25 protein-coding genes are annotated in these 25,005 nt (G+C 59.1%); all 25 read left to right on the top strand.

What is annotated here, in order from left to right; all coding sequences use genetic code 11:
* The first annotated feature begins 16 nt into the window (after positions 1-16).
* The 25 genes from ACJ8J5_RS02990 to tssG all read left to right on the top strand — a co-directional run bounded on the left by ACJ8J5_RS02990 (position 17) and on the right by tssG (position 24,991).
* Positions 17-409, top strand: a complete 393-nt coding sequence (locus ACJ8J5_RS02990) for a DUF4150 domain-containing protein (protein ID WP_004934933.1) — start codon at positions 17-19, stop codon at positions 407-409.
* A 48-nt stretch (positions 410-457) separates the two neighbouring features.
* On the top strand, positions 458-958 hold the full coding sequence (gene tagV, locus ACJ8J5_RS02985) for a type VI secretion system accessory protein TagV (protein WP_025303285.1): 501 nt from the start codon (positions 458-460) through the stop codon (positions 956-958).
* 29 nt (positions 959-987) lie between these two features.
* Positions 988-1,518, top strand: coding sequence for a type VI secretion system lipoprotein TssJ (gene tssJ, locus ACJ8J5_RS02980; protein WP_049209066.1), 531 nt, complete (start codon positions 988-990; stop codon positions 1,516-1,518).
* 40 nt (positions 1,519-1,558) lie between these two features.
* Complete coding sequence (gene tssK, locus ACJ8J5_RS02975) at positions 1,559-2,905, top strand: type VI secretion system baseplate subunit TssK (protein ID WP_414104411.1); 1,347 nt, start codon at positions 1,559-1,561, stop codon at positions 2,903-2,905.
* A 21-nt stretch (positions 2,906-2,926) separates the two neighbouring features.
* On the top strand, positions 2,927-4,129 hold the full coding sequence (locus ACJ8J5_RS02970; RefSeq protein ID WP_049272050.1) for a DotU family type VI secretion system protein: 1,203 nt from the start codon (positions 2,927-2,929) through the stop codon (positions 4,127-4,129).
* Positions 4,129-7,764 carry a type VI secretion system membrane subunit TssM gene (tssM, locus tag ACJ8J5_RS02965; RefSeq protein ID WP_025303289.1) on the top strand — a complete coding sequence of 1,212 codons (3,636 nt, stop codon included), beginning with the start codon at positions 4,129-4,131 and terminating at the stop codon, positions 7,762-7,764. Before ACJ8J5_RS02970 ends, tssM begins: the two co-directional genes overlap by 1 nt.
* An 18-nt stretch (positions 7,765-7,782) precedes the next feature.
* Positions 7,783-8,502 carry a type VI secretion system-associated protein TagF gene (gene tagF / locus ACJ8J5_RS02960; protein WP_025303290.1) on the top strand — a complete coding sequence of 240 codons (720 nt, stop codon included), beginning with the start codon at positions 7,783-7,785 and terminating at the stop codon, positions 8,500-8,502.
* Between the two features lie 23 nt (positions 8,503-8,525).
* The gene (gene tssA, locus ACJ8J5_RS02955) at positions 8,526-9,557 is read left to right on the top strand and encodes a type VI secretion system protein TssA (protein ID WP_049206021.1); all 1,032 of its coding nucleotides are present in this window, start codon (positions 8,526-8,528) and stop codon (positions 9,555-9,557) included.
* Between the two features lie 120 nt (positions 9,558-9,677).
* Positions 9,678-10,214 carry a type VI secretion system contractile sheath small subunit gene (gene tssB, locus ACJ8J5_RS02950; protein ID WP_016927260.1) on the top strand — a complete coding sequence of 179 codons (537 nt, stop codon included), beginning with the start codon at positions 9,678-9,680 and terminating at the stop codon, positions 10,212-10,214.
* Positions 10,215-10,217: 3 nt separating this feature from the next.
* Positions 10,218-11,723 carry a type VI secretion system contractile sheath large subunit gene (gene tssC / locus ACJ8J5_RS02945; protein ID WP_016927259.1) on the top strand — a complete coding sequence of 502 codons (1,506 nt, stop codon included), beginning with the start codon at positions 10,218-10,220 and terminating at the stop codon, positions 11,721-11,723.
* 67 nt (positions 11,724-11,790) lie between these two features.
* Positions 11,791-12,174, top strand: coding sequence for a Rap1a/Tai family immunity protein (locus ACJ8J5_RS02940; protein WP_025303292.1), 384 nt, complete (start codon positions 11,791-11,793; stop codon positions 12,172-12,174).
* 251 nt (positions 12,175-12,425) lie between these two features.
* Entirely contained in the window at positions 12,426-12,908 is a 483-nt protein-coding gene (locus tag ACJ8J5_RS02935) for an Hcp family type VI secretion system effector (RefSeq protein WP_038876771.1), read from the top strand.
* 58 nt (positions 12,909-12,966) lie between these two features.
* A complete protein-coding gene (locus ACJ8J5_RS02930; RefSeq protein WP_071796739.1) occupies positions 12,967-13,452 on the top strand; it encodes a type VI secretion system amidase effector protein Tae4 in 486 nt (161 codons plus the stop codon).
* Positions 13,449-13,811 carry a T6SS amidase immunity protein Tai4 family protein gene (locus ACJ8J5_RS02925; RefSeq protein ID WP_060433395.1) on the top strand — a complete coding sequence of 121 codons (363 nt, stop codon included), beginning with the start codon at positions 13,449-13,451 and terminating at the stop codon, positions 13,809-13,811. Before ACJ8J5_RS02930 ends, ACJ8J5_RS02925 begins: the two co-directional genes overlap by 4 nt.
* Positions 13,812-13,968: 157 nt before the next feature.
* Positions 13,969-14,433 (top strand): T6SS amidase immunity protein Tai4 family protein, encoded by a 465-nt coding sequence (locus ACJ8J5_RS02920; protein WP_173890278.1) that lies wholly within the window; start codon positions 13,969-13,971, stop codon positions 14,431-14,433.
* Between the two features lie 159 nt (positions 14,434-14,592).
* The gene (locus ACJ8J5_RS02915; protein WP_254599112.1) at positions 14,593-15,390 is read left to right on the top strand and encodes a lysozyme inhibitor LprI family protein; all 798 of its coding nucleotides are present in this window, start codon (positions 14,593-14,595) and stop codon (positions 15,388-15,390) included.
* Positions 15,368-15,742: a T6SS amidase immunity protein Tai4 family protein gene (locus ACJ8J5_RS02910; RefSeq protein WP_049206018.1), complete on the top strand. Its 375-nt coding sequence runs from the start codon at positions 15,368-15,370 to the stop codon at positions 15,740-15,742. The genes ACJ8J5_RS02915 and ACJ8J5_RS02910 overlap by 23 nt, the downstream gene beginning before the upstream one ends.
* Positions 15,743-15,803: 61 nt before the next feature.
* Positions 15,804-16,565: a DUF4225 domain-containing protein gene (locus tag ACJ8J5_RS02905; RefSeq protein WP_414104409.1), complete on the top strand. Its 762-nt coding sequence runs from the start codon at positions 15,804-15,806 to the stop codon at positions 16,563-16,565.
* A 531-nt stretch (positions 16,566-17,096) separates the two neighbouring features.
* Positions 17,097-18,830, top strand: a complete 1,734-nt coding sequence (gene tagH / locus ACJ8J5_RS02900) for a type VI secretion system-associated FHA domain protein TagH (protein ID WP_173890283.1) — start codon at positions 17,097-17,099, stop codon at positions 18,828-18,830.
* Positions 18,830-19,603, top strand: coding sequence for a PP2C family protein-serine/threonine phosphatase (locus ACJ8J5_RS02895; protein ID WP_025303297.1), 774 nt, complete (start codon positions 18,830-18,832; stop codon positions 19,601-19,603). The genes tagH and ACJ8J5_RS02895 overlap by 1 nt, the downstream gene beginning before the upstream one ends.
* Positions 19,604-19,631: 28 nt before the next feature.
* A complete protein-coding gene (locus ACJ8J5_RS02890) occupies positions 19,632-20,618 on the top strand; it encodes a hypothetical protein (protein WP_060433404.1) in 987 nt (328 codons plus the stop codon).
* A gap of 15 nt (positions 20,619-20,633) precedes the next feature.
* Complete coding sequence (locus tag ACJ8J5_RS02885; protein ID WP_043138708.1) at positions 20,634-21,455, top strand: type VI secretion system accessory protein TagJ; 822 nt, start codon at positions 20,634-20,636, stop codon at positions 21,453-21,455.
* A 2-nt stretch (positions 21,456-21,457) separates the two neighbouring features.
* A complete protein-coding gene (locus tag ACJ8J5_RS02880) occupies positions 21,458-22,033 on the top strand; it encodes a type VI secretion system baseplate subunit TssE (RefSeq protein WP_173890286.1) in 576 nt (191 codons plus the stop codon).
* A gap of 4 nt (positions 22,034-22,037) precedes the next feature.
* Positions 22,038-23,924, top strand: a complete 1,887-nt coding sequence (gene tssF, locus ACJ8J5_RS02875; RefSeq protein WP_414104407.1) for a type VI secretion system baseplate subunit TssF — start codon at positions 22,038-22,040, stop codon at positions 23,922-23,924.
* Positions 23,921-24,991 carry a type VI secretion system baseplate subunit TssG gene (gene tssG / locus ACJ8J5_RS02870; RefSeq protein WP_230490822.1) on the top strand — a complete coding sequence of 357 codons (1,071 nt, stop codon included), beginning with the start codon at positions 23,921-23,923 and terminating at the stop codon, positions 24,989-24,991. The genes tssF and tssG overlap by 4 nt, the downstream gene beginning before the upstream one ends.
* The last annotated feature ends 14 nt before the right edge of the window (positions 24,992-25,005 follow it).

The raw sequence follows: 25,005 nt of genomic DNA, 5'->3' as shown, positions 1-25,005 counted from the left end.
CCTGCGGAGGCCTTTTATGTTTGCCAACAGCCAAATGATCGGCGTGGACCTGGCGTTTCCCGACGTCTGTCTGACGCCAAGCCCGGCGCCGGTGCCCGTGCCCTACCCGGATATCGCCCTCGCGCCGACCGCCATCCCGAACGCGTTCAACATTCTGTTCGTCGGTACCCCGGCGCACAACATGGCGACGGTAACGCCCCTGACCAACGGCGACAACCCCGGCGTAGCCACCGGTGTCGCTTCCGGGACGGTGATGGGGCCATCCCGCCACCTGACCGGCGCCTTTACCGTGTTGCTCAAAGGCACTCCGGCCACCCGGCTGACCAGCCTCAGCCTGCAGAATTCCACCAACGCGCTCGGCATGCGCATCGTGCCGAGCCAATTAAAAGTGTTGCTGCTTGCGCCCTGATGACGGCGCCTTATTACACAGCCATTCAATCAAGAAAAAGAGGACATTGTGAAAACACGGATTACCCTGACGCTGCTGACCGCCCTGACGCTTGCCGGTTGTTCCACCCCGCCGCCACCGCCGCCGGCGCTCAATAACGACGCCCTCATCAGCAGTGAAGTCAACGGCGTCACCCTGCAGCACCGCGCCGCGGTAAGCGCGCCGAAACAGTTCAAGCCGATCGGTGAGGAGTACCGCAGCCTGTATGCCGCCAGCATCATGAGTAGCCCGAATTATACCGGCACCGCCGTCGGCAGCCTGGACAACGCCGCCGCGTTCTACGCGCTGGGCGAAGTGGAAAACAACTGGCTGGCGATCTCCGCCATCCGCGGGGGCGATCTGATGGGGTATATCCAGGCCAACGCCGGCGTGCCGGAAGCGCGCTACAAATCAACGCTGCGCAAAGATCTGCCGCGTCGCGCGCGCGCCGCCAAACAGGACTGCGTCAAAGTCGGCGGCGACAGCAAGGCGTGTAAAAACGCCGGCTCAGCCACCTGGATCCTCCAGTAGTCAGCACGCCTGCGGGCGACGAGATTCCTATGATGACGACCCCTATCGCTTCCCGCTGGTGCGGGATGCTGTTTCTGCTGCTGGGCGCGCTGGCGCTCGGCGGCTGCATGTCTTCCGCCAAAAGCGTGCCGTCGCGTTACAGTCTGGTGTTTGACGCTGACCGCCAGGTCAACGCCGCCGCCGGCGCGCAACCGGCGCCGATCAAAATTCGCGTGCTGCTGCTGCGTTCGGATGCGGAATTCATGGATGCCGACTTCTTCAGTCTGCAAAACGACGCCAAAAGCGTGCTCGGCAACAGCCTGCTGGACAGCGATCAGTTCTTCCTGACGCCGGGCCAGACCGGCAAGAAGCTCGGTGGGCAAAGCGCATTGGACGCACGTTACATCGGCGTGATCGCCGAATATCAAAATCTGGACGGCAAGACCTGGCGCATGTCACTGCCGCTGCCGGAACCTACCGAAACCAATTTCTACAAGGTATGGCAATTCTCGCCGGATGAGCTGGAAGCGCATATCGTCGCGGGCGTGAGTGGCCTGCGCCCCGTAAAAAAGGTCGACTGACCTACCGCTGCGCTGAAGCGAAGTAACTATAGGTGTGATGATGAAAGATGCTCATAAGGTTGTCTGGACTGAGGGGATGTTTTTGCGCCCTCACCATTTCCAGCAGGCGGAAAACTATCTCGAAGGCTATATGCGCAACTGGGGCCAGGCCCACAGCGGCTGTTTCTGGGGGTTCCTCACCCTGGATCTGGACCAAACGCTGCTGCGCCAGGGCAAGATTGCGCTCAACGCCGCCAGCGGCATCATGCCGGACGGCACGCCGTTTCGCTTCTCCGGCGCCCAGCAGGCACCCGCGCCGCTGACCATCGCTGAAAACAAGACCGGTGAAAACGTGGTGCTGGCTCTGCCGACCTACCGCGCGGGGCGTGAAGACGTGATCTTTCAGGAAAGCCCGGAGGCGCTGGCGCGCTATCTGGCTTATGAGAACGAAGTCGACGATCTCAACGCCGTCTCGGTGGGCAGCGCGGCCTTGCAGTTCGGTCGCCTGCGCCTGCGGCTGATGCTGGAGAGTGAGCTCAACGCCGAATGGACGGCGCTCGGCGTGACCCGCGTGCTGGAAAAGCGCGGCGACAACAGCCTGCGTCTCGATACCACGCAGATCCCGCCGATGCTGAACTGCCAGGGCAACCCGGTACTGAAAACCTTCATCAACGATCTGCAGGGCCTGCTGCAACAGCGCAGCCAGCAGATGAGCCAGCGCCTGCTGCAGCCGGGCCGCGGCGGCAGTTCCGAAATGGTCGATTTCATGCTGCTGCAGCTGATCAACCGCCATCTCGGCCAGGTGAGCCACGCCTACCACCTCGATCATCTGCACCCGGAGCGCCTGTTCGCCGATTGGCTGCAGTTCGCCACCGAGCTCGCCAGCTTCTCGGCGCAGCGCACCCCGGAAGGCCGCCTGCCGGTGTATGACCACGACAACCTGGCGCTGTGCTTCGGCAAGCTGAAGCTGCTGCTGCGTCAGGGGCTGTCGGTGGTGCTGGAAGACAACGCCATTCAGCTGACGCTGGTCGAACGCTCCCACGGGCTGAACGTCGCCACCGTGCAGGACGCCAAAATGATGCGCGATTTTGGCTTCGTGCTGGCAGTGCGCGCCGACGTGGCCGCCGAGGTGTTGCTGACCCATTTCCCGGCGCAGATGAAGATCGCCCCGGTCACGCGCATCCGCGATCTGGTGCAGCTGCAGCTGCCGGGCATCGGTCTGCGCACCATGCCCGCTGCGCCGCGCCAGATCCCCTATCACGCCGGCTACACCTACTTCGAGCTGGAAAAAGGCGGCGACCTGTGGAAACAGATGGAAAAATCCAGCGCCTTCGCCCTGCACCTAGCCGGCGAATTCCCGGGGCTGGACATGGAATTTTGGGCGATTCGCAGCCATACGGACCGGTAACCTATGACTCAGGAAAATAGCATGGCGCCGGCGGCCAACCCGCTGGTAGACGCCGCCAACCCGCTGCTGAACGCCATTTCGCAGATCCGCCAATCGGCCACGCACGCCAACCCGGCGCAGCTGCGCCAACAGCTGATTGACGAAATGCGCCGCTTCGAGATCCGCGGCCAACGCGCCAACCTGCCTTACGAGGTGATCATCGGCGCGCGTTATTGTCTGTGCACCGCACTGGATGAAGCGGCGGCGCTGACCCCGTGGGGCAGCAACAGCGTGTGGTCCGGCAGCGGGCTGCTGGTGACTTTCCATAACGAAACCTGGGGTGGCGAGAAGTTTTTCCAGCTGCTGGCCAAGCTGTCGCAAAGCCCGCGCGAGCACATCAACCTGCTGGAGCTGATCAATTATTGCCTGCTGTTGGGCTTTGAAGGCCGCTACCGGGTGATGGAAAACGGCCGCTCACAGCTGGAAACCATGAAGCAGCGCCTGCTGCAACTGATCCGATCGGTGCGTGGCGGCTATGCCCCGCCGCTGTCGCCTCATGCGCTGGATCTGCCGGTACAGCAGAAGCTGTGGCGGCCGCTGGTGCCGCTGTGGGCCTGCGTGGCGCTGACCGGCTTCCTGGCTTCGCTGCTGTTCATCGCCCTCAACTGGCGACTGGGCGACAACACCAGCCCGGTGCTGGCGGCGATTTACCAAACCAATCTGCCGCAGGTGGCGATCGGTAACCCGGCGCCGGCTGCGCCGCCGACGCTGAGCCTGAAAAGTTTCCTGCGCAAAGAGATCGCCGAGGGGTTGGTGGTGGTGCGCGACGAAGCGCAGCAAAGCGTGGTGATCCTCAAAGGCGACGGGCTGTTCGACTCTGCCGCCACCACGGTACGCGCCAACTATATTCCGGTCATCGACCGCATCGCCGCCGCCATGAACGGCGTCAGCGGCAAGATCCTGGTCACCGGTTACAGCGACAACGTGCCGATCCGCAGCGCCCGTTTCGCCTCCAACTGGGAGCTGTCGTTGGCGCGCGCCGAAGCGGTCAGCGCCCGCTTGCAAAAACACCTCGCCAACCCGCAGCGGGTCAAGGCCGAGGGCCGCGGCGAGAGCAACCCCGTCGCGCCGAACGATAACAAAGTGAACCGCGCGTTGAACCGCCGGGTAGAAATTACGCTGTTGGTCGCCCCTGAAAATACCCAGGCGGAAATCAACGGCTTGCCGCAAGGAACCGGAAAGTAATGCTCAGTACGTTATTCTCCATCATCACCAGCCGCCTGCTGTGGGGCTTTGTCGGCATCACCGCGCTGGCGTTCATCATCTGGACGATCGGCCCGCTGGTGGCCATCGGCGACTATCGCCCGCTGGAGCCGGAACTCAACCGCCAGATCGCCATCGGCGTGATTTACCTGATCTGGTTCCTGTGCCGCCTGATCCCGCGCCTCTACAGTGCCTGGTTCAACAGCCGCCTGCTGAGCAATCTGCGCGCCGCCGAAGCGGTGCCGGCGGAAGACGGCAAGCCCGAGGTCAAACAAGACGATCAGTTGGCGCAGCGTTTCGACGAAGCGGCGCAGCTGCTGAAAAAGGCGCGCTTCGCACCGGGCCAGGGCGACGGTAAACATCGCTGGATGACCCGCTTCAGCCGTCAATATCTGTACCAGTTGCCGTGGTATGTGATCATCGGCGCACCCGGCGCCGGCAAAACCACCGCGCTGGTCAACTCCGGCCTGCACTTCCCACTGGCGGATCGCTTCGGCAAAGCCGCGCTGCGCGGCGTGGGCGGCACCCGCAACTGCGACTGGTGGTTTACCAACGACGCCGTGCTGCTCGACACCGCCGGCCGCTACACCACCCAGGAAAGCCAGCGCGAAGAAGACGCCGGTGAATGGCAAAGCTTCGTCGCGCTGCTGAAAAAATACCGCACCCGCCAGCCGATCAACGGCGTGATGGTGACCATCAGCGTCGCCGATCTGCTGAGCGACAGCGCCGAAGCACGCGCCGCCCAGGCCAGCGCACTGCGCAAACGCCTGATTGAACTGCACGAACAGTTGGGCATTCACTTCCCGGTCTATGTGCTGGTGACCAAAACCGACCTGCTCAACGGCTTTATGGCCTACTTCGGCAGCTTCGATAAAGCGCAGCGCGACCAGATCTGGGGATTCACCTTCCCTTACGAGCGCTCACGGCAGCCGGACTTCAACCTGAACGCCGCCTTCGAACAACAATACGCCCTGCTGCAACAACGGCTGGATGCGGCGCTGCCGGATACGCTGCTGATGGAGCACGACGCGCGCCAACGCGCCGAAAGCTACCTGTTCCCGCAGGAGTTCGCCGCGCTGCGCCCGCTGCTCGGCCAATATCTGGAACAGGTGTTCGCCACCTCCAGTTTTGAAACCCGCTTTACCCCGCGCGGCATCTATTTCACCAGCGGCACGCAGGAAGGTCTGCCGTTTGACCGGGTGATGGGCGAACTGAACCGCTACCTGCAGCTGCCGACGGCCAACTCAGGGGTGCAGGCCAACGCGGCCTGGGACAGCGTGGGGCAGGAAACGCCGATCCCGGCAGCCAAAGGCCAGAGCTTCTTCCTGAAAGAGACGCTGGAATCGGTGGTCTTCCAGGAGTCCGGGCTGGCGGGCAGCAACCGCTGGTGGGAATACCGCAACCGCGCTCTGCACTGGGCAGGGTACATCGCGCTGGCGGTGATCCTGGCGGTGCTGGCGATGTTGTGGTTCACCAGCTACGGCAACAACAAGGCCTATCTGGCGGAAGTGGCCGCCAAGGTGCCCGGCGTCGAGCGACAGGGGCAAAGCCTGACCCAGTTGGGCAACGGCGACATGTTCTCGCTGCTGCCGTTCCTCAACAGCCTGCTGCATCTGCCGGACAGCCAGAACTTTTCGCTGGACGATCCGCCGTTCACCTACCGCATGGGGCTGTTCCGCGGCGATCAGGTGGGCGACGCCGGCAATGCGTTGTACCAAAAAGCGCTGAAAGAGCTGCTGCTGCCGCAGGTGGCGCAACAGATCGCCACCACGCTGCGCAACGACAACCACGGCGACGCGGACTTCAGCTACGAAGCGCTGAAGGCCTATCAGATGCTGTATCTGCCAAAGCAGTACGACGGTAAATTCCTGCGCGCCTGGGTGATGCTCAACCTGCAACGCAACCTGCCGCAGGGCAGCACGCAGAAACAGCTGCAGCAGATCGAATGGCACCTCAGCCAACTGCTGGATGCGCAGATCCAGGCCTCGCCTTACGCCAAAGACGAACAGCTGGTGGCGCAGGCGCAGGCCGCACTCAATCGGGCGCCGCTGTCGCAGCGCGTCTATGGCCGCCTCAAGCGCCTGCTGCTGAAACAGACCGACATCAAGCCGGTCAGCCTGGTCGATTTGGCCGGCCCGCAGACCGAACTGGCGTTCAGCCGCAAAAGCGGCAAACCGGTCACCGACGGCGTACCGGGCCTGTTCACCTCACAAGGGTACTGGAAAGCGTTCAACGACAACATCGACCCGGTGACCGACACCTTGCGCAAGGAAGACGTCTGGGTGTTGAACAGCCAGACGCCGGAGCAGAAAAGCGCCGATCTGACCAAGACCATCCGCCAGCTGTACATGCAAGATTTCATCAGCGCCTGGGATGAGCTGCTGGGGGATATCCAACTGGCCAACATCGGCAACCTGACCCAGCGCATCAGCAGCGCGCGCCTGCTGTCCGGCAACCCGTCGCCAATGCGCAATCTGCTGGTCAACGTCAGCAAAAACGTCACCCTGCGCGACGAAAAAAACGACGCCGATTCGCGCTCGCTGCTGGCAAAAACCGAAGATAAGCTGAACCAAAATGCCAACCGCACGCTGGAAGCGCTGTTCACCAACCGACCGGCCAACGCCGACGGTGACGTGTCGGCCCAGCCGGAACAGCTGGTGATGGCGCACTTCGCGCCGCTGCTGGAGCTGGCGCAAAGCCAGGGCGAAGGCAATAAGGCGATCCCTTTCGACAGCGTGCTGAAACAGGTCGATGAACTGTACAGTTACCTGACGGCGGTGCAGGGCGCGGCCAACAGCGGCATGTCGGCGCCGCCGAGCGACATTATCCCGCGTCTGCAGGCCGAATCCGGCCGCTTGCCGGTGCCGTTCAAACAGATGCTGCTGTCGCTGGCGATCGGCGCCAGCAGCGATACCCAGCGCAAAGAGATGGAGAACGTGAAAAAGCGCATCAGCTTCGAGGTCGGTAGCTTCTGCCGCCAGGCGATCGCCGGCCGTTATCCGCTGGTGGCCCGGGCGCGGCAGGAAGTGACGCCGGACGATCTGGCGCGCATGTTCGCGCCGAACAGCGGGCTGATGGACAGCTTCTTCCGCGACAATCTGCAGGGCAAGGTCGATACCACCCGCGCCAACTGGCGTTTCACGCCCGGCGTGGACGGCAAGACGCTGCCCGGCGGCGAAGGCATCCTGCGGTCGTTCCAGCAGGCGCAGCGCATCCGCGACGCCTTTTTCGCCAACGGCACGGCGACGCCCTCCTACCGCGTGACCGTGCGGCCGGTGCGGATGGATAACGACATCCTCAACCTGACGCTGGATATCGACGGGCAGCTGTTCAAATACAGCCACGGCCCACAGGTACCGCTGGTGGTCAGTTGGCCGGGCACCCGCAATACCAACCAGGTGCATCTGCAGCTGGCGCTGGCCAACGGCACCACCGCCAGCCTGGTGACCAGCGGACCATGGGCGCTGAATCGCCTGGTCGACATGGCGCAATCGTCGGGCACCGGCGGCCTCGGCCGCCAGGCGACGTTCAATCTCGACGGCCACCGCGTCACGCTGGAGTTCACGCCCAACAGCATCCGCAATCCGTTCCAACTGCCGGCCTTCTCGTGCCCGTAGCCCCGAAAGGACATGACCATGAGCACTGATTCAAGCGCCCCGACGAGCATCGGCTGGTACGGCAAACTTCCTTCCGCCGGTGACTTCCTGCAACGCCGTTTGCCTGACCCGGTGGTCAACAACTGGGCCCACTGGTTCCATAACGGGCTGGTGAATTTACAGCGCGATGCACAGGGGCCGAACGGCCACCCGTTCAGCAACGCACCGGTGTGGAACTTCGTGATCCCCGCCACGCTCGGCAGCCCGTACGTGCAGATGGGTTGCCTGTTGCCGGCGCGCGATCGCGTCGGGCGGCGCTACCCCATCTGCGCACTGCGCCTGTTCAGCCTGCAAGAATGGCGCCCGCAACAGCTGAACATGGCGGCGAGCTGGTATCAACAGCTCGGCCATACCCTGCTGAACGGCGTGCGCAACGGTTTCTCCGCCGAGCAGATCGACCGCACGTTGCAGGCGATCCCGGCGCTGCCCAGCCCACCGGCGGAAGCGGATTCCGAGATATTGTCGATTATCGGTTTCCAGCATCCGGACGTACCGGGCCTCGGCTGGCAACAGGCCGCCGACTGCTTCGATCCGGCGCAGTACACCAGCTTCTGGTGGACCAATCAGGCCGACGGACATCCGCTCTACACCCACGTGCACAGCGGCAACCTCACCGTGCAGCTGTTTTCACTGCTGTTCGAACCCAACGGCTGGGCGCGCCCCGGCCGCGGCGGCCAGTACCCGCAAATGTTTGATTAACATCGTTCGTTGAAGGAAATTCTATGGCTATCGATACCGATACCCTGCTGGCCCCGGTTGACGCGGACAATCCCTGCGGCGACAACCTGGAATACGACGCCGACTTTCTGGCGATGGAACAAGCCGCCACCGGCAAGGCCGAACAACAGTTCGGCAGCACCATCATTCCGGAAGAAGCGCCGGATTGGGTGCAGGTCGAGCGCCTCGCGACCTCGCTGCTAACGCGCACCAAAGACCTGCGCGTCATGCTGTATCTCACCCGCGCCTGGACCCAGCTGCGCGGGTTGCCGGGCTACGCCGACGGGCTGACGCTGGTCCACCAGTCGATGACCCGTTACTGGAACACCCTGCAGCCGCCGCTGGAGTTCGATGGAGAAGCCGATCCGCTGTTTCGCATCAACGCGCTGGCCGACCTTGGCGACAAAGCGGCGCTGGCCGCCAGCGTACGCGCCGCGCCGCTGCTGAAAAGCGCCGCCGGAGAAATCTCGCTGCGCGATGCCGGTGCCCTGCTCGACGGCAGCAAACAGGAGTGCCCCAACTTTCCCGGCGGCCGTGCGCGGCTGCAGGATGAACTGGCGCAGCAGGATCGCCCCGAAGGCGCCCTGGTGACGCGCATCGCCAACACCCTGAGCGCCATTCGCAGCGAAGTGACCCGCCATCTGGGGGAAAGCGCGCTGCCGGAAATGAGCGCGCTGACCAAGGTGTTTTCTCTGGTGGCGCTCGCCGGCCAGAGCGATGCCCCGGCCGCCGACGAACCAGACGCGACGCCTGAAGCGGCTGCCATGCAGCAACCGGCCGCCGTACAGAGCGCCACCGCTCCACTCAACTGGCGCAGCGCGCAGATCCAGTCGCGCGACGACGCCCAGTTAATGCTGGACAAGGTGAAAAACTATTTTCGTCTTCATGAACCGAGCCACCCGGCGCCACTGATGATCGATCGGGTCCAGCGACTGATTACGCTGGACTTTATGCAAATCGTCCGCGATTTGGCGCCCGATGGGCTTAACCAACTGGAGACCATTCTCGGTCGCCCCGACAACGAGGAGAACAGCTAGCCGCCGACCTTTGTTCTCTTGACGCATCCGATACCGTCTGCCCTGCGCAGACCCGAATCAGAACCTGACTCTCCCAGCCGGACGAGGCGCGTTCCCAATCGCCATTAGATGGAGTAAATCATGTCAAACTCGAAATCCCGCAGCGGGCAGAAATTCATCGCCCGCAACCGCGCGCCGCGCGTACAGATTGAATACGATGTCGAAATTTATGGCGCAGAGCGCAAAATCCAGCTGCCGTTCGTGATGGGCGTGATGGCGGATCTGGTGGGGAAAGCGGTCGACCCGCAAGCCAGCGTGGAAGAGCGCAAATTCATGGAAATCGACGTCGACAACTTCGACGAGCGTATGAAATCGCTGAAGCCGCGCGTCGCTTACCAGGTCGACAACACCCTGACCGGCGAAGGCAAGCTGAACATCGATCTGACCTTCGAAAGCATGGAAGACTTCTCCCCCGCCGCTATCGCCCGCAAGGTCGACGCGCTGGACAATCTGCTGGACGCCCGCACCCAGCTTTCCAACCTGCTGTCCTACATGGACGGCAAGAACGGCGCCGAAGAGCTGATCTCCAAGATCCTGCAAAACCCGGCGCTGCTGCAATCCCTGACCGACGCGCCGAAGCCGGCGGTTAACGACGACAACAACGAGCGTGAGGATTAATCGATGAGCAACTCGCCTCAGCAACAGAATGCGTTGCAAACCACCGAGACTTTTTCCAGCGATGAGTTCAGCGCGCTGCTGAACAAAGAGTTCCGGCCGAAGACCGATCAGGCCAAAGAAGCGGTCGAGAACGCGGTGAAAACCCTGGCGCAGCAGGCGCTGGAAAACACCGTCACCGTTTCTTCCGACGCCTATCGCACCATCCAGGCGCTGATCGCGGAAATCGACGAAAAGCTGTCGCAGCAGATCAACCAGATCATTCACCACGACGACTTCCAGAAGCTGGAAGGCGCCTGGCACGGCCTGCATTATCTGGTCAACAACTCCGAAACCGACGAGATGCTGAAGATCCGCTTCATGAGCATTTCCAAGCAGGAGCTGGGCCGCACGCTGAAGCGCTATAAAGGCGTGGGTTGGGACCAGAGCCCGATCTTCAAGAAAGTCTACGAAGAAGAGTATGGCCAGTTCGGCGGCGAACCGTTCGGCTGCCTGGTGGGCGACTACTACTTCGATCACAGCCCGCAGGACGTGGAGCTGCTGGGCGAAATGGCCAAGATCGGCGCCGCCTCGCACTGCCCGTTCATCGCCGGCACCGCGCCGAGCGTGATGCAGATGGAGTCCTGGCAGGAGCTCTCCAACCCGCGCGATCTGACCAAGATTTTCCAGAACACCGAGTACGCCGCCTGGCGCAGCCTGCGCGAATCGGAAGACGCGCGCTACCTGGGGCTGGTGATGCCGCGCTTCCTGGCGCGCCTGCCGTATGGCATCCGCACCAACCCGGTAGACGAGTTTGACTTCGAAGAAGACACCGACGGCGCGACCCACGGCAATTACACCTGGACCAACGCCGCCTACGCCATGGCCGCCAACATCAACCGTTCGTTCAAAGAGTTCGGCTGGTGCACCGCCATTCGCGGGGTGGAATCCGGCGGTGCGGTGGAAAACCTGCCGTGCCACACCTTCCCGAGCGACGACGGCGGCGTGGACATGAAGTGCCCGACCGAGATCGCCATCAGCGACCGCCGTGAAGCCGAGCTGGCCAAAAACGGCTTTATGCCGCTGGTGCACCGCAAAAACTCCGACTTCGCCGCCTTTATCGGCGCGCAGTCGCTGCAGAAGCCGGCGGAATACTACGACGCCGACGCCTCCGCCAACGCCCAGCTTTCCGCGCGCCTGCCGTACCTGTTCGCCTGCTGCCGCTTCGCGCACTATCTGAAGTGCATCGTGCGCGACAAAATTGGCTCCTTCCGCGAGCGCGACGACATGGAACGCTGGCTGAACGACTGGATCATGAACTACGTGGACGGCGATCCGGCCAACTCCTCGCAGGAAACCAAGTCGCGCAAACCGCTGGCCGCGGCGGAAGTGCAGGTGGAAGAGATCGAAGACAACCCGGGCTATTACAGCGCCAAGTTCTTCCTGCGCCCGCACTACCAGCTGGAAGGCCTGACCGTCTCCCTGCGCCTGGTGTCGAAGCTGCCTTCGCTGAAGCAAAACGACGCGTCCTGATGGACTGAAGTCAGGCCGCGGTAGTGCGGCCTGGCTGATACATTAACCTCATCACAGGGAAAGAAAGATGAAGACAAAACGGTTTTATCTGGCATCGCTGTTGGCAGTCGTCTGCTCGCTCTCCGCCGCGCCGCCAGCTTTCGCAGAGCAGACATCGATAGCGCATTTGACGTCCGATGATGTCAATCTGCCAGGCAGCGACTTTTTCCGTTTCTATCGCAGTGCAGATAAACAGGAAAAAGAGAAAGCGCGGATTTATTTGCTGGGCGTGCTGGACGCGACGGAAGGAAAAAGCTGGTGCCAATACAGCCAGCTACAAACCGTCACTCTGCAGGAGTTTGTGTTCGAATTCTTTAATAAACTTCCCGCTGCGCGCCTGCACGAAAGGGCTGCCCCCCTGATTGAAGAGGCTCTGGCGACTCGCTTCCCCTGCAAAGGAGGCAAAGCATGAAACCTTTATATCGTCAGCAACCCAGAACGCACATGGACCAAGACAACGCGAAATAATTAAGCATTGAGCCATTAGCACTTAATAGTGGCTCGGTAACCCGTACCGATAGTTTTCGGTATTTAAGAAGGTGCATGGCACAAGGATATAAATTGGTAATGCATTACCACACTTGCAATTCCTGCTGCTATTACCTGAGTTTTTCAACGTAACGTTAATACTACTGTTAACCCTTAATAAAGAGTGAAGAAACTATGGCTATTGATATGTTCCTGAAAGTTGAAGGTGCCAGCGGCGAATCCAAAGATTCGAATCACAAAGGCTGGACCGACATTACTTCTTTCTCCTGGGGCGCTTCTCAACCGGGCAATATGGGCGTTGGCGGCGGCGGTGGCGCCGGCAAAGTGTGCTTCAACGATCTGCACGTCAACGCGCTGATCGACAAGTCAACCCCGGCCTTGCTGAAACACTGCTCAAGCGGCAAACACCTGACCAAGATTGAGCTGTCGGTTTGTAAGGCGGGTGGTAGCCAGGTTGAATACGCAAAAATCACCCTGGAAGACGTGCTGGTCACCGCCGTGCAGTACACCGGTGCAGGCGGCGAAGATACCGTGGGCGTCACCTACTCCTTCCAGGCGGCGAAAGTGAAACAGCAATACTGGGAGCAGAGCGACAAAGGCGGCAAAGGCGCCGAAAGCAGCGCAGGTTGGAACATCAAGGAAAACCGCGAAGCTTAATTTGTCTGCCCCCGGCTACGGCCGGGGGTTCATAACATGGATACAATGGAGAGTCAGGATGAAAAAACCTCTATTTGGGCCCGCATGGATTCGTTTTTCTGAAGTCAATATCAATGTAAAAAAAGTGGGTGCATTGATTGGTGGAAAAGTAGAAAGCAATATTGAAAACGGTATTTTTGAAAATGCTTGTCCTATACGAATGAGTTATGTACTCAACTATACAGGCATACCAATTCCCTCTAACTCCGGTTATGCGACTGTGTCTGGTAAAGATAAAAAATGGTATCTTTATCGTGTTAACGATATGATTCTCTTTTTAGAAAAGAACTTCGGCAAGCCTGATATCACGGTGAAATCCCCTACCCCAGCTAAATTTTCAGGTAAAAAAGGGATAATGGTTATACAAGGAAATGGCTGGCGAAATGCCAGAGGGCATGTCACATTATGGAACGGTGACATTTGCTCTGACTCTTGTCATTTCATGGGGGATCCTGAGAATGGATCTTTTGTTCCTGAAGTCGCATCACTTTGGATATTAAAATGAAGACTACCCACATCGCCCTTGCTCTTCTTCTCGTTTCTCCTATGTTGCTGGCGGAAGATATAAAAATAGAAAACTTACCTCAAAGCGAAATTTATGAAAATTGGCTGATTAGCCGCTGTATTGGGAAGTCTACTGACTCAGAAAAAACCAAGCAAGATGCCTTCCGTTCCGCTTCCGCCTATTTAGAATTCAGTAAACTCCCCATGGATGCATTCGAACAAGGCGAAAAACTGGCTGAACAGTACGCAAATAAAAATAGTCAAGGCTCAGTTAAAGGAAGTTATCATACTTTAGATTGCCTTTCGCTGCAGAGTTCCAGTGAGGCTAAAGCCATCTTCGAACGTTACTCAAAGCAATAATTAACATTGTAGATTGCAATTTTATAAAAACCATCAGCTCAAGCAAATTAGAGTTCTATTAATTATTTTCACTGGGTATTAGCCATCAAGCATTGTGATACTCATGCGCTGGTTATGTATTACTCTGCACAAACCATACGGATTTTGGAGTGTTGAGATGAAAAAAATCCTTATCTCCTTTTTTTGTCTATATGCCACTTGTGCTATAGCGCAGAAAAATCAAAAAGAGTCGATTGAAAATTGGCCGCCGCAAGCGGCATACAGAAGCTATTTGCAAAACTACAAGGATATTGCTCTAACCTACTGCATTTCCGTCGCTTATAAGACATCACCAGAAGCCAGCAAAGATGCAATTGCCTCATCGAATGGAATCGATGCTTGGTCATACTATGCAATTCGTGATGAAGAGTCCCCTATCATTGCACTGACAAAGCAGTACTTGCAAAAGAATTACAATGCTAAGGACGGAAAAAGCCGCTTAGACTTAATGAAGTGCATGGATATGTACCATAGTGAAAATCTTGACAAACTCGCGAAAGACTATGTACAGCGCCCTAATGATAATTGGGTGAAAGACAATCCTGACAGAGTCAATGATGCCCCTTTGGGCGATAAAAAGTAAGAGAAACGCTACATATAGTCGACATAATATTGCGTACTGATAAAATTTAAATATCACTAAAGCTCACCAATGCTTCAGGCAAAAAAAATGGCAGCTAATAAAGAAGAAATTATCAAGCCAAGCTCTATTTAAATGGAAACTATCGCTAAGGGTTTCGCCATGATGAAATTATCTGCATTTTTAATCAGTAGCGTATTGTTACCACTCACAGTATGTGCAGCAGAAAAAAACGTTAATGCCCCGACATCATCAACTATTGATGGCTTATGGCAAGTAACTCAGGTCAACATAGACAATGAGACTACCCGCACGCTTAGTTATCAATTTAACGATCCTCGATTACTAGGAAGGGTAATCACTATTTCCACTCAATCAATAGAAAACAATTTGCCGGAAAAAGACGTCTGCACAGCGCCAACCTTAAGTATTGAGAGAAGCACGCTAAATCAATTCATCGGCAAGTCGATGGGCGGAGATAAAAGCATCTCGGCTAAAAACTATTCATTGAAAGAAAACGGCCAAGCAGAAGTCTCTCTTTTCAAGATCGCGTGTCACTCCGGATCATTCGGCCCATCCGATAATGGTGTAGGCTCCAGTTTTGCTGCTCTCAATCCACAAAAAATGCTGGTTAATTGGTACGATGGCTCGCTACTGCAATTAGAACGGTTACCGAAAGCTCCTAAACCTGCAGCGTCTTTCGACTGCGCTAAATCTAAAAGTATTGTTGAAAAAACTATCTGCTCAGATTTCAATTTATCCGCCTATGACAAAAGCGTTTCCCAAGCTTGGCTGTTGGCAAAAAAGCAGGCGACCGATGCAGGAGATAAAAAGCTGGCAGCCTCTTTAAACAGCACGCAAAAATCTTGGTTACTGCAAAGGGATAAATGCCGAGATGACAAAGACTGCCTGGCCGATACGATGCAAAAACGAATCGATGAACTCACATCATACGATTAAAACTGTATTCCTACTCACGTTGGCGGTATTGAATACTGAAGCTTCCGCCAACGGAAAGTACTCCTCTGCCGAGTACCTCAAAAACTACGCGCTTAGCGTTTGCATCGCCGAGGGGTACTCAGCAAAAGAAGTCAAAAACGATGCCGCCGCCGCCGCTCGGGGTTACACGGAATTCGGCGATTATTCTCTGGAAGCGCATACCGCCGTCAGGGCGCTGGCAAAAGAATTTCTGGCAAAGCCCTATGACAGTATGTCAGGGGAGCCGATGACGATGGCCAAGTGCATCGATCTTGTACACAGCCAAGCGCTGCAAGCCATCATCAAGAAATACCAAGGGAAAGACGACAACTGAGAGTAAATCCGCATCCCTTCACAGAGTAAATATTGGTATAAAGAATAGGAAAGGAATCCTTATGCAATACAAAACAAAAGTAGATCTGGATAGATCTATCGATGAACTCAAAAAACTATCAAGAACGTTTTCACGACAGTATCTATACACCAACGAATCAAGAGCTAATTTCTCACTGGAAATAGACCAACTTATTCAGTTTGCAAAAAGGGATATCAGTATATACTGCACATCCTACTCTGGGGCAATCAGTATAATTGAAGAGGAAATCAACAACCTCAAACAACAAGAATTCAACATTAATACAGGTAAAGCCAAGCTCTTTATCGCAATAAAAAAAGAAAAAAGAGAAAGATTTTCAAATCTGGTGATGAAACAAGTTGGTTTTGTCAGTGGCGGCTCTCAGATATTTGCAGGAATCGGAACCTGTGCACTTTCTGCAGGCATGGCCTGCGGGGGCGTTGGCGTACCGTTAATGGCTCAAGGAGCAAATAATTTTTACGAAAGTGGCTATTATTTACTTTTCAGAAAAGATAAGGTTAGCAGTATAAGAGAGGCATACCACTACGCGGCTAACTATCTAGGCTATAATAAAAATGAAGCTGACATCGTTTATAGTTCCGTTGACATCTCACTATCTGGGTACGGTATATTTAGCAAGTCATTAAGACCAGACTCTTGGCGGTTGTTTAAACACATAAATAGCGATTATATTATTGGATGGAAAAAGCTTGGCACGGTTCCATTAGGCACAGAGGTTTTTTCCAATGCCATAACCGGCTATGGAATTTACAAATTAATCGATGAGGAAACAAAACAGTGAGCGATGACGTCACGCTTTCCACCTACTCTTACTCATTTGTGTTTTTATACTTTTTCCTGTCAGTTGTAGTTTTTGTCGGGCTGTATCACCTAAAAAAGAAAGTTAACAATAAAAAATCTTATTCTCTTTTTGTGATAGTTACCATAGTAAATCTATTTACAAGCATCACCCAAGGTTTAATATTTAACTATGGTTCTGAGATACTGGATTCAATGCTCAATATAAAATTCCAAGATTATGACGAGGTATGGTACGCCAGTATTATATTCGCCCTAATTTACTTATCTCAACTACCGACTAATCTCTATTACAAGAAAAAGGGTAAGAATAATGCTAGCAATAGCAAAGGCATCACCTGACACATACAGCCTCACGTTATTACATTGAAGTTTTCGACCATATAATGCGTTAACCAAAAAAAATTTAGTCACTCACGTTCAAAGTTCTCTCTTAGGAAAGAAATAAAGTCGAACTCATCCCGTTATTGAGTTCCACTGTCTAGCCATAAGATCTTATCAGCAGGAATGCCTTATGCGATTTTCCATTGTAAAAAATAAAAGCGGCCAGGTTCCGCCGCAGAGCAGTTGCGATTTTCTGCCGCCGGGCGGCACCATCGGCCGCAGCGTGGACAACAACCTGGTGCTGCCGGACGAAGAGCGCGCCATTTCCCGCCTGCAGGCGATCGTGCACATTTCCGCTGACGGCGAATGCCGCATCACCAATCGCGGCAACGTTACCCGCGTGCTGCTGAACGACATTCCGCTGGAACGTGGCCGCCAGGTTGAACTGCAGGACGGCGACGTGCTCGGCATCGACGATTACCAGATTGAAGTCAGCGCGCTGCAACAGCACGCCGCGCCGCAGGCTCAACCGGTGGCCAAGGCCGTTGCCGCGGCTGCGGCCCCTGCAGCCGCCGCCAAAGAAAAATCCGCCGCGCCGATCCCCAACGAAATCTGGGACAGCCTGGTGGAAGAATTTACGCCGAACGCGCCGGCCGCCGTCATACCGCCGCCGATCACCAATCCGGACAATCATCCGCTGCTGGAGACTCCCGCTCGCGAGCTGAACCCGGCCGATCCGCTGGCGCAGCTGGCGGGCGAGGTCGATCTGCGCCAGCTGCAGCAGCAACAAACCGATCCGGCGGCGCTGTTCAACACCGACACCACCTTTGAGCGCGAACACATTCTGGCCGACACCACCCCCAGCGCGCTGCTGGCGGAGCAGGCTGCGCCGACGCGCCCGGCTCCCCCCGTCCAGAATGCGCAGCAACCGGAGCAAGAGCTGGATCCGCTGGCGCTGTTCGGCGGTTCATCCGCGCCCGCTTCGCCAGAGACGTTAAACAGCAACGATCCGCTGGGGCTGCTGATGGGCGGCGCCGTGCCGCTGGCTCAGCCGGAGGAAGCGGTACAGCCGCCGTCCCCGCCGCCAGCACCGGCTCCGGTCGCCGCACAGCCGGTAGCGCAGCGCCCACAGCCGACGCCGCCGCCCGTGCAGACGCCTGAGCCACAGCCCCAACCTGCGCCGCAGTTCAGCCAGCAGGAACCGCCTGCACAGCCGCCGCGCCCGCGCCAGGGCAACCGCCTGGGCATCGATCCGGTCGCCTACCAATCCGCTCAGCGGCAGCACGCCGCCGCGCCAAGTGGCGACGCATTGGAAGGGCCGTTGCTGGCGGCGCTGCTGCAAGGCATCGGTCTCGACGATCTGCAACCGCAGCCGCACTTTGACGAACAACAGATCCGCCAGGCCGGTCGCCTGCTGAGCCTGTTCTCGCAAGGCACCGTCGCCCTGCTCTCATCCCGCTCGATCCTCAAGCGCGGCGTGAAGGCCGAGATGACCATGATCCTCGACGAAGCCAACAACCCGTTCAAGCTGCTGCCTTCGGGAAAAACGGTGCTGATGCAGATGTTCGGTAGCCAGATGCCGGGCTTTATGCCGCCGGAACAGGCGGTGCGTGACGCGCTGATCGACCTGCAGGCGCACCAGCTGGGGATGATCGCCGGTATTCGCGCCATCATCGCCGCCATGCTGCAGTCGTTCAACCCGGAGCGTCTCGAAGAAGAAGCGCGCAAGGAAGGCGTGGCGCCGCGTCTGTCGCTGCCCGCCAACCGCAAGGCCGCGCTGTGGGACTACTTCGTGAAGAACTATCAGCAAACCTCCGGCGAAATCGAGGACGATTTCCACACCCTGTTCGGCGAAGCCTTCCTGCACGCCTATGACGTTGAAGTGAATCAATACAAAGACTCACAGACCAAACCGGACGCGTAATGAATATCACCATAGCCTCTACCTCCAACCAGGGCGGCCGCGCCTCCAACCAGGATCAGACCGGCGAGGTGCTCGGCAACCGCGCCGCCTGCTTCGTGGTGTGCGACGGCATCGCCGGTTTTCCGGGCGGCGATATCGCCGCCAAACTGGCACGCGACACCATTTTGCAAAACTTCGACGGCGAAAAGCACCTGAACGCCCAGAGCATTCGCCAGCACATCACCAGCGCCAACGCCGCCATCCACCAGCAGCAGCGGCAGTCGGACGAATACAGCAAGATGGGCACCACGCTGGTCAGTCTGTTTATCGATCGCGATTACCAGCTGGCCTACTGGGCGCACGCCGGCGACAGCCGCCTGTACCTGTTCCGCCGCGGCTACCTGCATACCGTCACCACCGACCACAGCCTGATCCAACAGATGCAGGACGCCGGCTACCAGACCAACGGCATCAACAGCAACCTGCTGTATTTCGCGCTGGGGCTCAACGAAGAGCGCGACGCCACCTACAGCGACGTGCTGCAGCTGGAAGACGGCGACGTTTTCCTGCTGTGCACCGACGGCTTCTGGCACAGCTTCAGCCAGGCCGAACTGGAACAGTCGCTGCATATGGTCAACTCCCCCAGCGAGTGGATCGCCCTGATGCAGCAGGCATGGAAGAAAAACAATAACAGCGATAACTACAGCGCTATCGCCGTCTGGATTGGCTCACCGCAGGAAACCACCCTGCTGCATTCGCTGGCGGATGCGGAGCGGTTTCTGAGCCGCGACTGAGCAGCGCACATTCACAGCAAGGTTCACTATGAAATATTGGATGCCGGGGCTCGTCGCCCTGATGGCGGTGCCGACCGCGCAGGCGATGAACTATCGCCTGGTTTACTCCCCCAGCCAGAAGCTGGAAGTGTTTATCGATGACGTCAAAAACAGCAATCCGGCAAGCTGGTGCGGCAAGAGCATCCCGCTGCGCATCGTCTCGGCGCAAAGCCAGGATCCGGCGGTGCTGAACGACTTCCTGCCGCGCGTCGGCAATCTGTTGGAAAAGCAGTGCCCGAAAGCCGGCCACCTGCCCTGGACGCTGACCGACAAGCGCGGTGAGAAGCTGGCCAGCGGCGAAGCCGCCAAAGTGCGCGGCTGGAAACCGGTGGTCAAACAGGAGGCCGTCGAGCAGGCGCAAACCCCGCCGCCGCCGACCATTCCTGCGGCGGTGGCCGTCACATCTCCGCAGGCGGACACCGCGCCGCCTCAGCGTTTCAGCCTGCCGCAGGGCTGCCACTTCCGCACCTTCTGGGGTGACGAAGCCAACGGCGGCGCGCTATTCATTCCCGCTGGTGAGGCGCTGCGCTGCGGCGAGGACGGCTGGCTGCAGGGCAGCGGCGCGGTCACGCTGCAACAGGGCGGCCAAACCCTCTCGCCGACGCTGTGGTTCCTGCAAGGTTACCCGCTGGCGAAGGTGAACGGCGGCGATCGCGCGCTGACCGTCGTCAGCGCCAACGCCCAACGGCTGGTTTTGGGCGGCAACCCGCAGGCGCCGGGCAGCTTCCTGCTGCTGAGCTTCGAACCGAAGCTGCACGCCTGGGCGTTCAACGGTGAAGCGATCGTTGAAATGCCGCGCGTCGATGCCGCCGACGAGAACAAGGTCAAACAGCGCGTACAGCAGGCGCAAACCGCCTGGCAGCCGCTGCTAAGCGCCCCCGCCCCGCTGACCTTCAAGCTGGTGGAAAAGCTGGCCGCAGACCGCGTCGATCCCGCCAGCGGCAGCTACCTGTCGGTTAACGGCGCCACTCACTGATTATAAGGAAAGCCTGTGAAATCATTAGCAAGCATGCTGCAAGGCCAGTCGATCGCCGCGGCCATCACCGCCGTCGAAAACGATATCAAGGCGAAACCGGCGGATGCCGACCTGCGCGCTGCGCTGGTGCAACTGCTGTGCCTGAGCGGCAACTGGACGCGCGCCAACGCGCAGCTGAAATCCTGGCAGGCGCTGAAACCGATCGCTCAACCGACCACGCTGCTGCTGATGCAGTCGGTCAACGCCGAGCTGCAACGCCAGGCGGTGTTTGCCGGCGCGGCCGCGCCGGCGCTGCTGCGGCAGGATCAGCCCTGGCTGCAACTGCTGGTGCAGGCGCTGCATCAGGATGCGCAAGGGGCGGCCGAACAGGCCCAGACGCTGCGCGACGAAGCGCTGGAGGCCGCACCGGCCGGCGCCGGGCAGTTAACGCTGGCTGAAGGGAACCAAGAGCGGCAGCTGAGTTTCGACTGGCTGACCGACGGTGACGGCCGCCTCGGGCCGGTATGCGAGCTGGCGCTGAACGGCGTTTACTACTGGCTGCCGTTCGCCGATATCGCCGCGATCCAGTTCCAGGCGCCGCAGAGCGCCATCGATCTGGTGTGGAGCCATGCACTGGTGCGTCTGACCGACGGCCGCGAACAGGTATGCCAACTGCCCGCCCGTTACCCGCTGGCCGAAGGCAGCGACGACGCGCTGCTGCTTGGCAAACGCACCGAATGGCAACCGCTGGGCGACGGCACCCACTATGCGGGGCTGGGCCTGAAGACCTGGCTCAGCGAAAGCGACGAATTCCCGCTGCACAGCCTGCGGCAGCTGAGCTTCGACGCGAGCGCCTGAACATGAACGATAAACGCCCACCCCACTACGACGGCGGCGATCTGCGCCGCCAGGGCTATCGCAATCGTCAGGACAGCGAGCGCCTGACGTCGCGCGACAAAATGCAGCCGGTGCTGCTCGACATGCTGACCGACGACGAACCGCAGAAAAAAAAGGAGGCGCAGGTGCGCAACCTGGTGTCGCACAGCGAGCTGCGCCGTCGGGTGCTGCGCGATTTGCAGTGGCTGTTCAACTGCGTCAACAGCGAATCCAATCTGGATCTCGGCGATTTTCCGCAGGTGCGGCGCTCCACGCTGAATTACGGCATCGCCTCGCTGGCGGGCAAGCGCATGTCGGACATCGAATGGCTCGACATTCAGCGCGCGCTGACCGATTCCATCCTCCATTTCGAACCGCGCATTCTGCCCGAAGGACTGCAGGTGCGCTGCATTTCGGACACCGGCTCGCTGGAGCTGCACAACGTGCTGTCGATCGAAATCAAGGGCCGCCTGTGGTGCGTGCCCTATCCGCTGGAGTTTCTGTTCCGTACCGACGTGGATCTGGAAAACGGCCACTTCGATCTGAAAGACATAGGGTAAGGCGATGGACAGTAAACTGTTAGATTATTACAACCGCGAGCTGGCCTATCTGCGTGAGATGGGCGCCGAGTTCGCCGAACAGTACCCGAAGGTCGCGGGCCGTCTCGGCATGCGCGGCATCGACGTGGCGGACCCTTATATCGAGCGCCTGATGGAAGGCTTCGCCTTCCTCACCTCGCGCGTGCAGCTGAAAATGGACGCCGAGTTCCCGCGCTTTTCTCAGCGCTTGCTGGAGATCATCTACCCCAATTACCTGTCACCGACGCCGTCGATGGCGATCGCCGAGCTGCAGCCGGACAGCAGCAAAGGCGACATCAGCAACGGTTTCGTGGTGCCGCGCGGCACCATGATGGACAGCCAGACGCTGAAGAAAAGCGGCATCACCTGCAGCTACACCACCGCCCATGACGTCACGCTGCAGCCGGTGCGCATCGCCGGCGTCGAGCTGGGCGGCATTCCGGCCGATATCCCGCTGGCCTCGCTGGGGCTGCAGCACAGCGGCTGCGTCAGCGCGCTGCGCATTCGTCTCGAGTGCTACGAAAGCGTAACGCTCAACAACCTGCAGCTGGACCAATTGATGTTTTACCTGGCCGGGCCGGACATGCAGGCGCAGCAGCTGCTGGAGTTGCTGATGCAGCACAGCGTCGGGCTTGTCTGCCAAACGGTGGAGGCGCAACCGCAGCGGCGGGCGCTGGCGCTGGACGGGCTGCGGCAGGAGGGCTTCGCCGCCGAGCAGGCGCTGCTGCCCAACGACCTGCGCAACTTTGAAGGCTACCGGCTGCTGCAGGAGTATTTCGCCTTCCCGGCGCGCTTCCAGTTTTTCAGCGTCAACGGCCTGCGTCCGCTGCTGCAGAGCGTGCGCGAAGGGAAAAAAGCGCTGCGCCAGTTCGAGATCGTGGTGCTGCTCGATAGGCACGACGCCGCGCTGGAACGGGTGGTCGACGTTGCCCATTTGGCGCTGCACTGCACGCCGGTGATCAACCTGTTTCCGAAGATCGCCGAACGCATCGCGATCAACGAAAAAAACCACGAATACCATCTGGTGGTCGACAATATCCGGCCGCTGGATTACGAAGTGTTCTCGGTGCAGCGGCTCGGCGGCAGCGCCAGCGAAAAACGCTACGAGCAAGAGTTTCGGCCGTTTTACAGCACCCTGAGCGCGGACGACGGCAACTATGGCGCCTACTTCTCGCTGCGGCGCGAACAGCGCACGCTCTCGGAGCACGCCCGCCGCTATGGCACCCGCACCGGCTATGCCGGATCGGAAGTGTTCGTATCGCTGGTGGACGAACGGCAATCGCCGTGGCACAGCGATCTGAAATACCTCACCGCCGACGTATTGTGCACCAGCCGCGACCTGCCGTTGATGTTGCTGCAGCAAGATCAGGGCAACTTCGTGATGCCCGATTCAATCCCGATCAAGCAGGTCTCGCTGCGCAAAGGCCCCACCCCGCCGCGCCCGGCGCTGGCCGAAGGGATGATCACCTGGCGGCTGATCAGCCAGCTGCAGCTGAACTACCTCAGCATGATGGACGGCGATCCGGAACAGGGTGCCGCCAGCCTGCGCCAGCTGATGGGGCTGTACGGCAACCTGAGCGAGCCGGCGATCGCCAAACAAATTCAGGGCGTGCGCCACTGCAACCTGCGTCCGGTCTACCGGCGAGTGCCGGAGCCGGGCCCCATCGTGTTCGCGCGCGGCATCGCCATCGATCTGACGGTCGATGAGCAGGCGTTCTCCGGCAACAGCCCTTATCTGCTCGGCAGCGTGCTGGAGCGCCTGTTCTCGCGCCTGGTGGCGATGAACACCTTCACCGAGATGACGCTCTCCAGCCAGCAGCGCGGCGAAATCGCCCACTGGCAGGCGCGCATGGGCAAAAGGACGCTGATATGAACGCGGAGATGATCGCCACCGAACTGGCGCCGCCGCAGATCAACGCGCTGTATCGCCTGCCGGACGACTTCTGGCCGCGGCTGCGCAGCGCACCTTACAAGCACGACCTGTTTCAGCTGCTGCGCCGTATCGACGCCCAGGGCGGCCAGCCTTACCTGCTGGGGCGCGCGCCGCTGCCGCGCCACGAGATGCTGCGCCTGGGCCAGGAGCCGTCGCTGTCGTTCGCGCCCTCCACGCTGGCGCAGGTGGCGCCGCGCGCCAACAGCCCGCTGCACGACGTCTCGATCTTCAGCTTCGGCCTGTTCGGCCCCAACGGGCCGCTGCCGCTGCACCTGACCGAATACGTGCGCGAACGGGTGTACCACCACCAGGACACCACCCTGCTGGCGTTCACCAATCTGTTCCATCACCGGCTGACGCTGCTGTTTTACCGCGCCTGGGCCGACGCGCAGCCGACGGTATCGCTGGATCGCCCGGACAACCGGCGCTTCGACGAATACCTGTCGAGCCTGATCGGCATCGGCCAGCCGGCGCAACAGGAACGCGACAGCATCAACGCCCACGCCAAACATTTTATGGCCGGTCATCTGATTCGCCACAGCCGCGATCCGGAAGGCCTGAGCAAGATTTTGCAGCAGTATTTCAAGGTGCCGGTGCGCATCGTCGAAAACGTGCCGCACTGGCTGCGGGTGGAGCCGCGCGAGCAGGCGCGGCTCAAGGCCGGGCGCGGTGCACCGCGGCTCGGCGAGTCGGCCTTTCTCGGCATCGCGGTGCGCGATATCCAGCACAAATTCCGCATCGAGCTGGGGCCGATGCCGCAGCGGGACTATGACCGCTTCCTGCCCGGCGCCGACCTGTGCCGGCAGCTGCGCGACTGGGTGCGCCAATACCTGGGCATCGAGTTCGTCTGGGAAGTGCGCCTGATCCTGGAGAAGGAACAGGCGCACGGCCTCCAGCTCGGCGGCGCGCAGCGATTGGGCCTGAGCAGCTGGCTGGCCGACGATCGGCGGCAACGCGATCTCGACGATCTGATCTTCAGCCCTGAACCGCTGGAAAATCCGTTCTGACCCTATTTCGGCCG

Source organism: Serratia sp. CY43202, from assembly GCF_052168755.1.
Lineage (GTDB): Bacteria > Pseudomonadota > Gammaproteobacteria > Enterobacterales > Enterobacteriaceae > Serratia > Serratia bockelmannii.
Note: the sequence above shows the minus strand (reverse complement) of the source record. Positions and strands in the feature narration are given on the sequence as shown.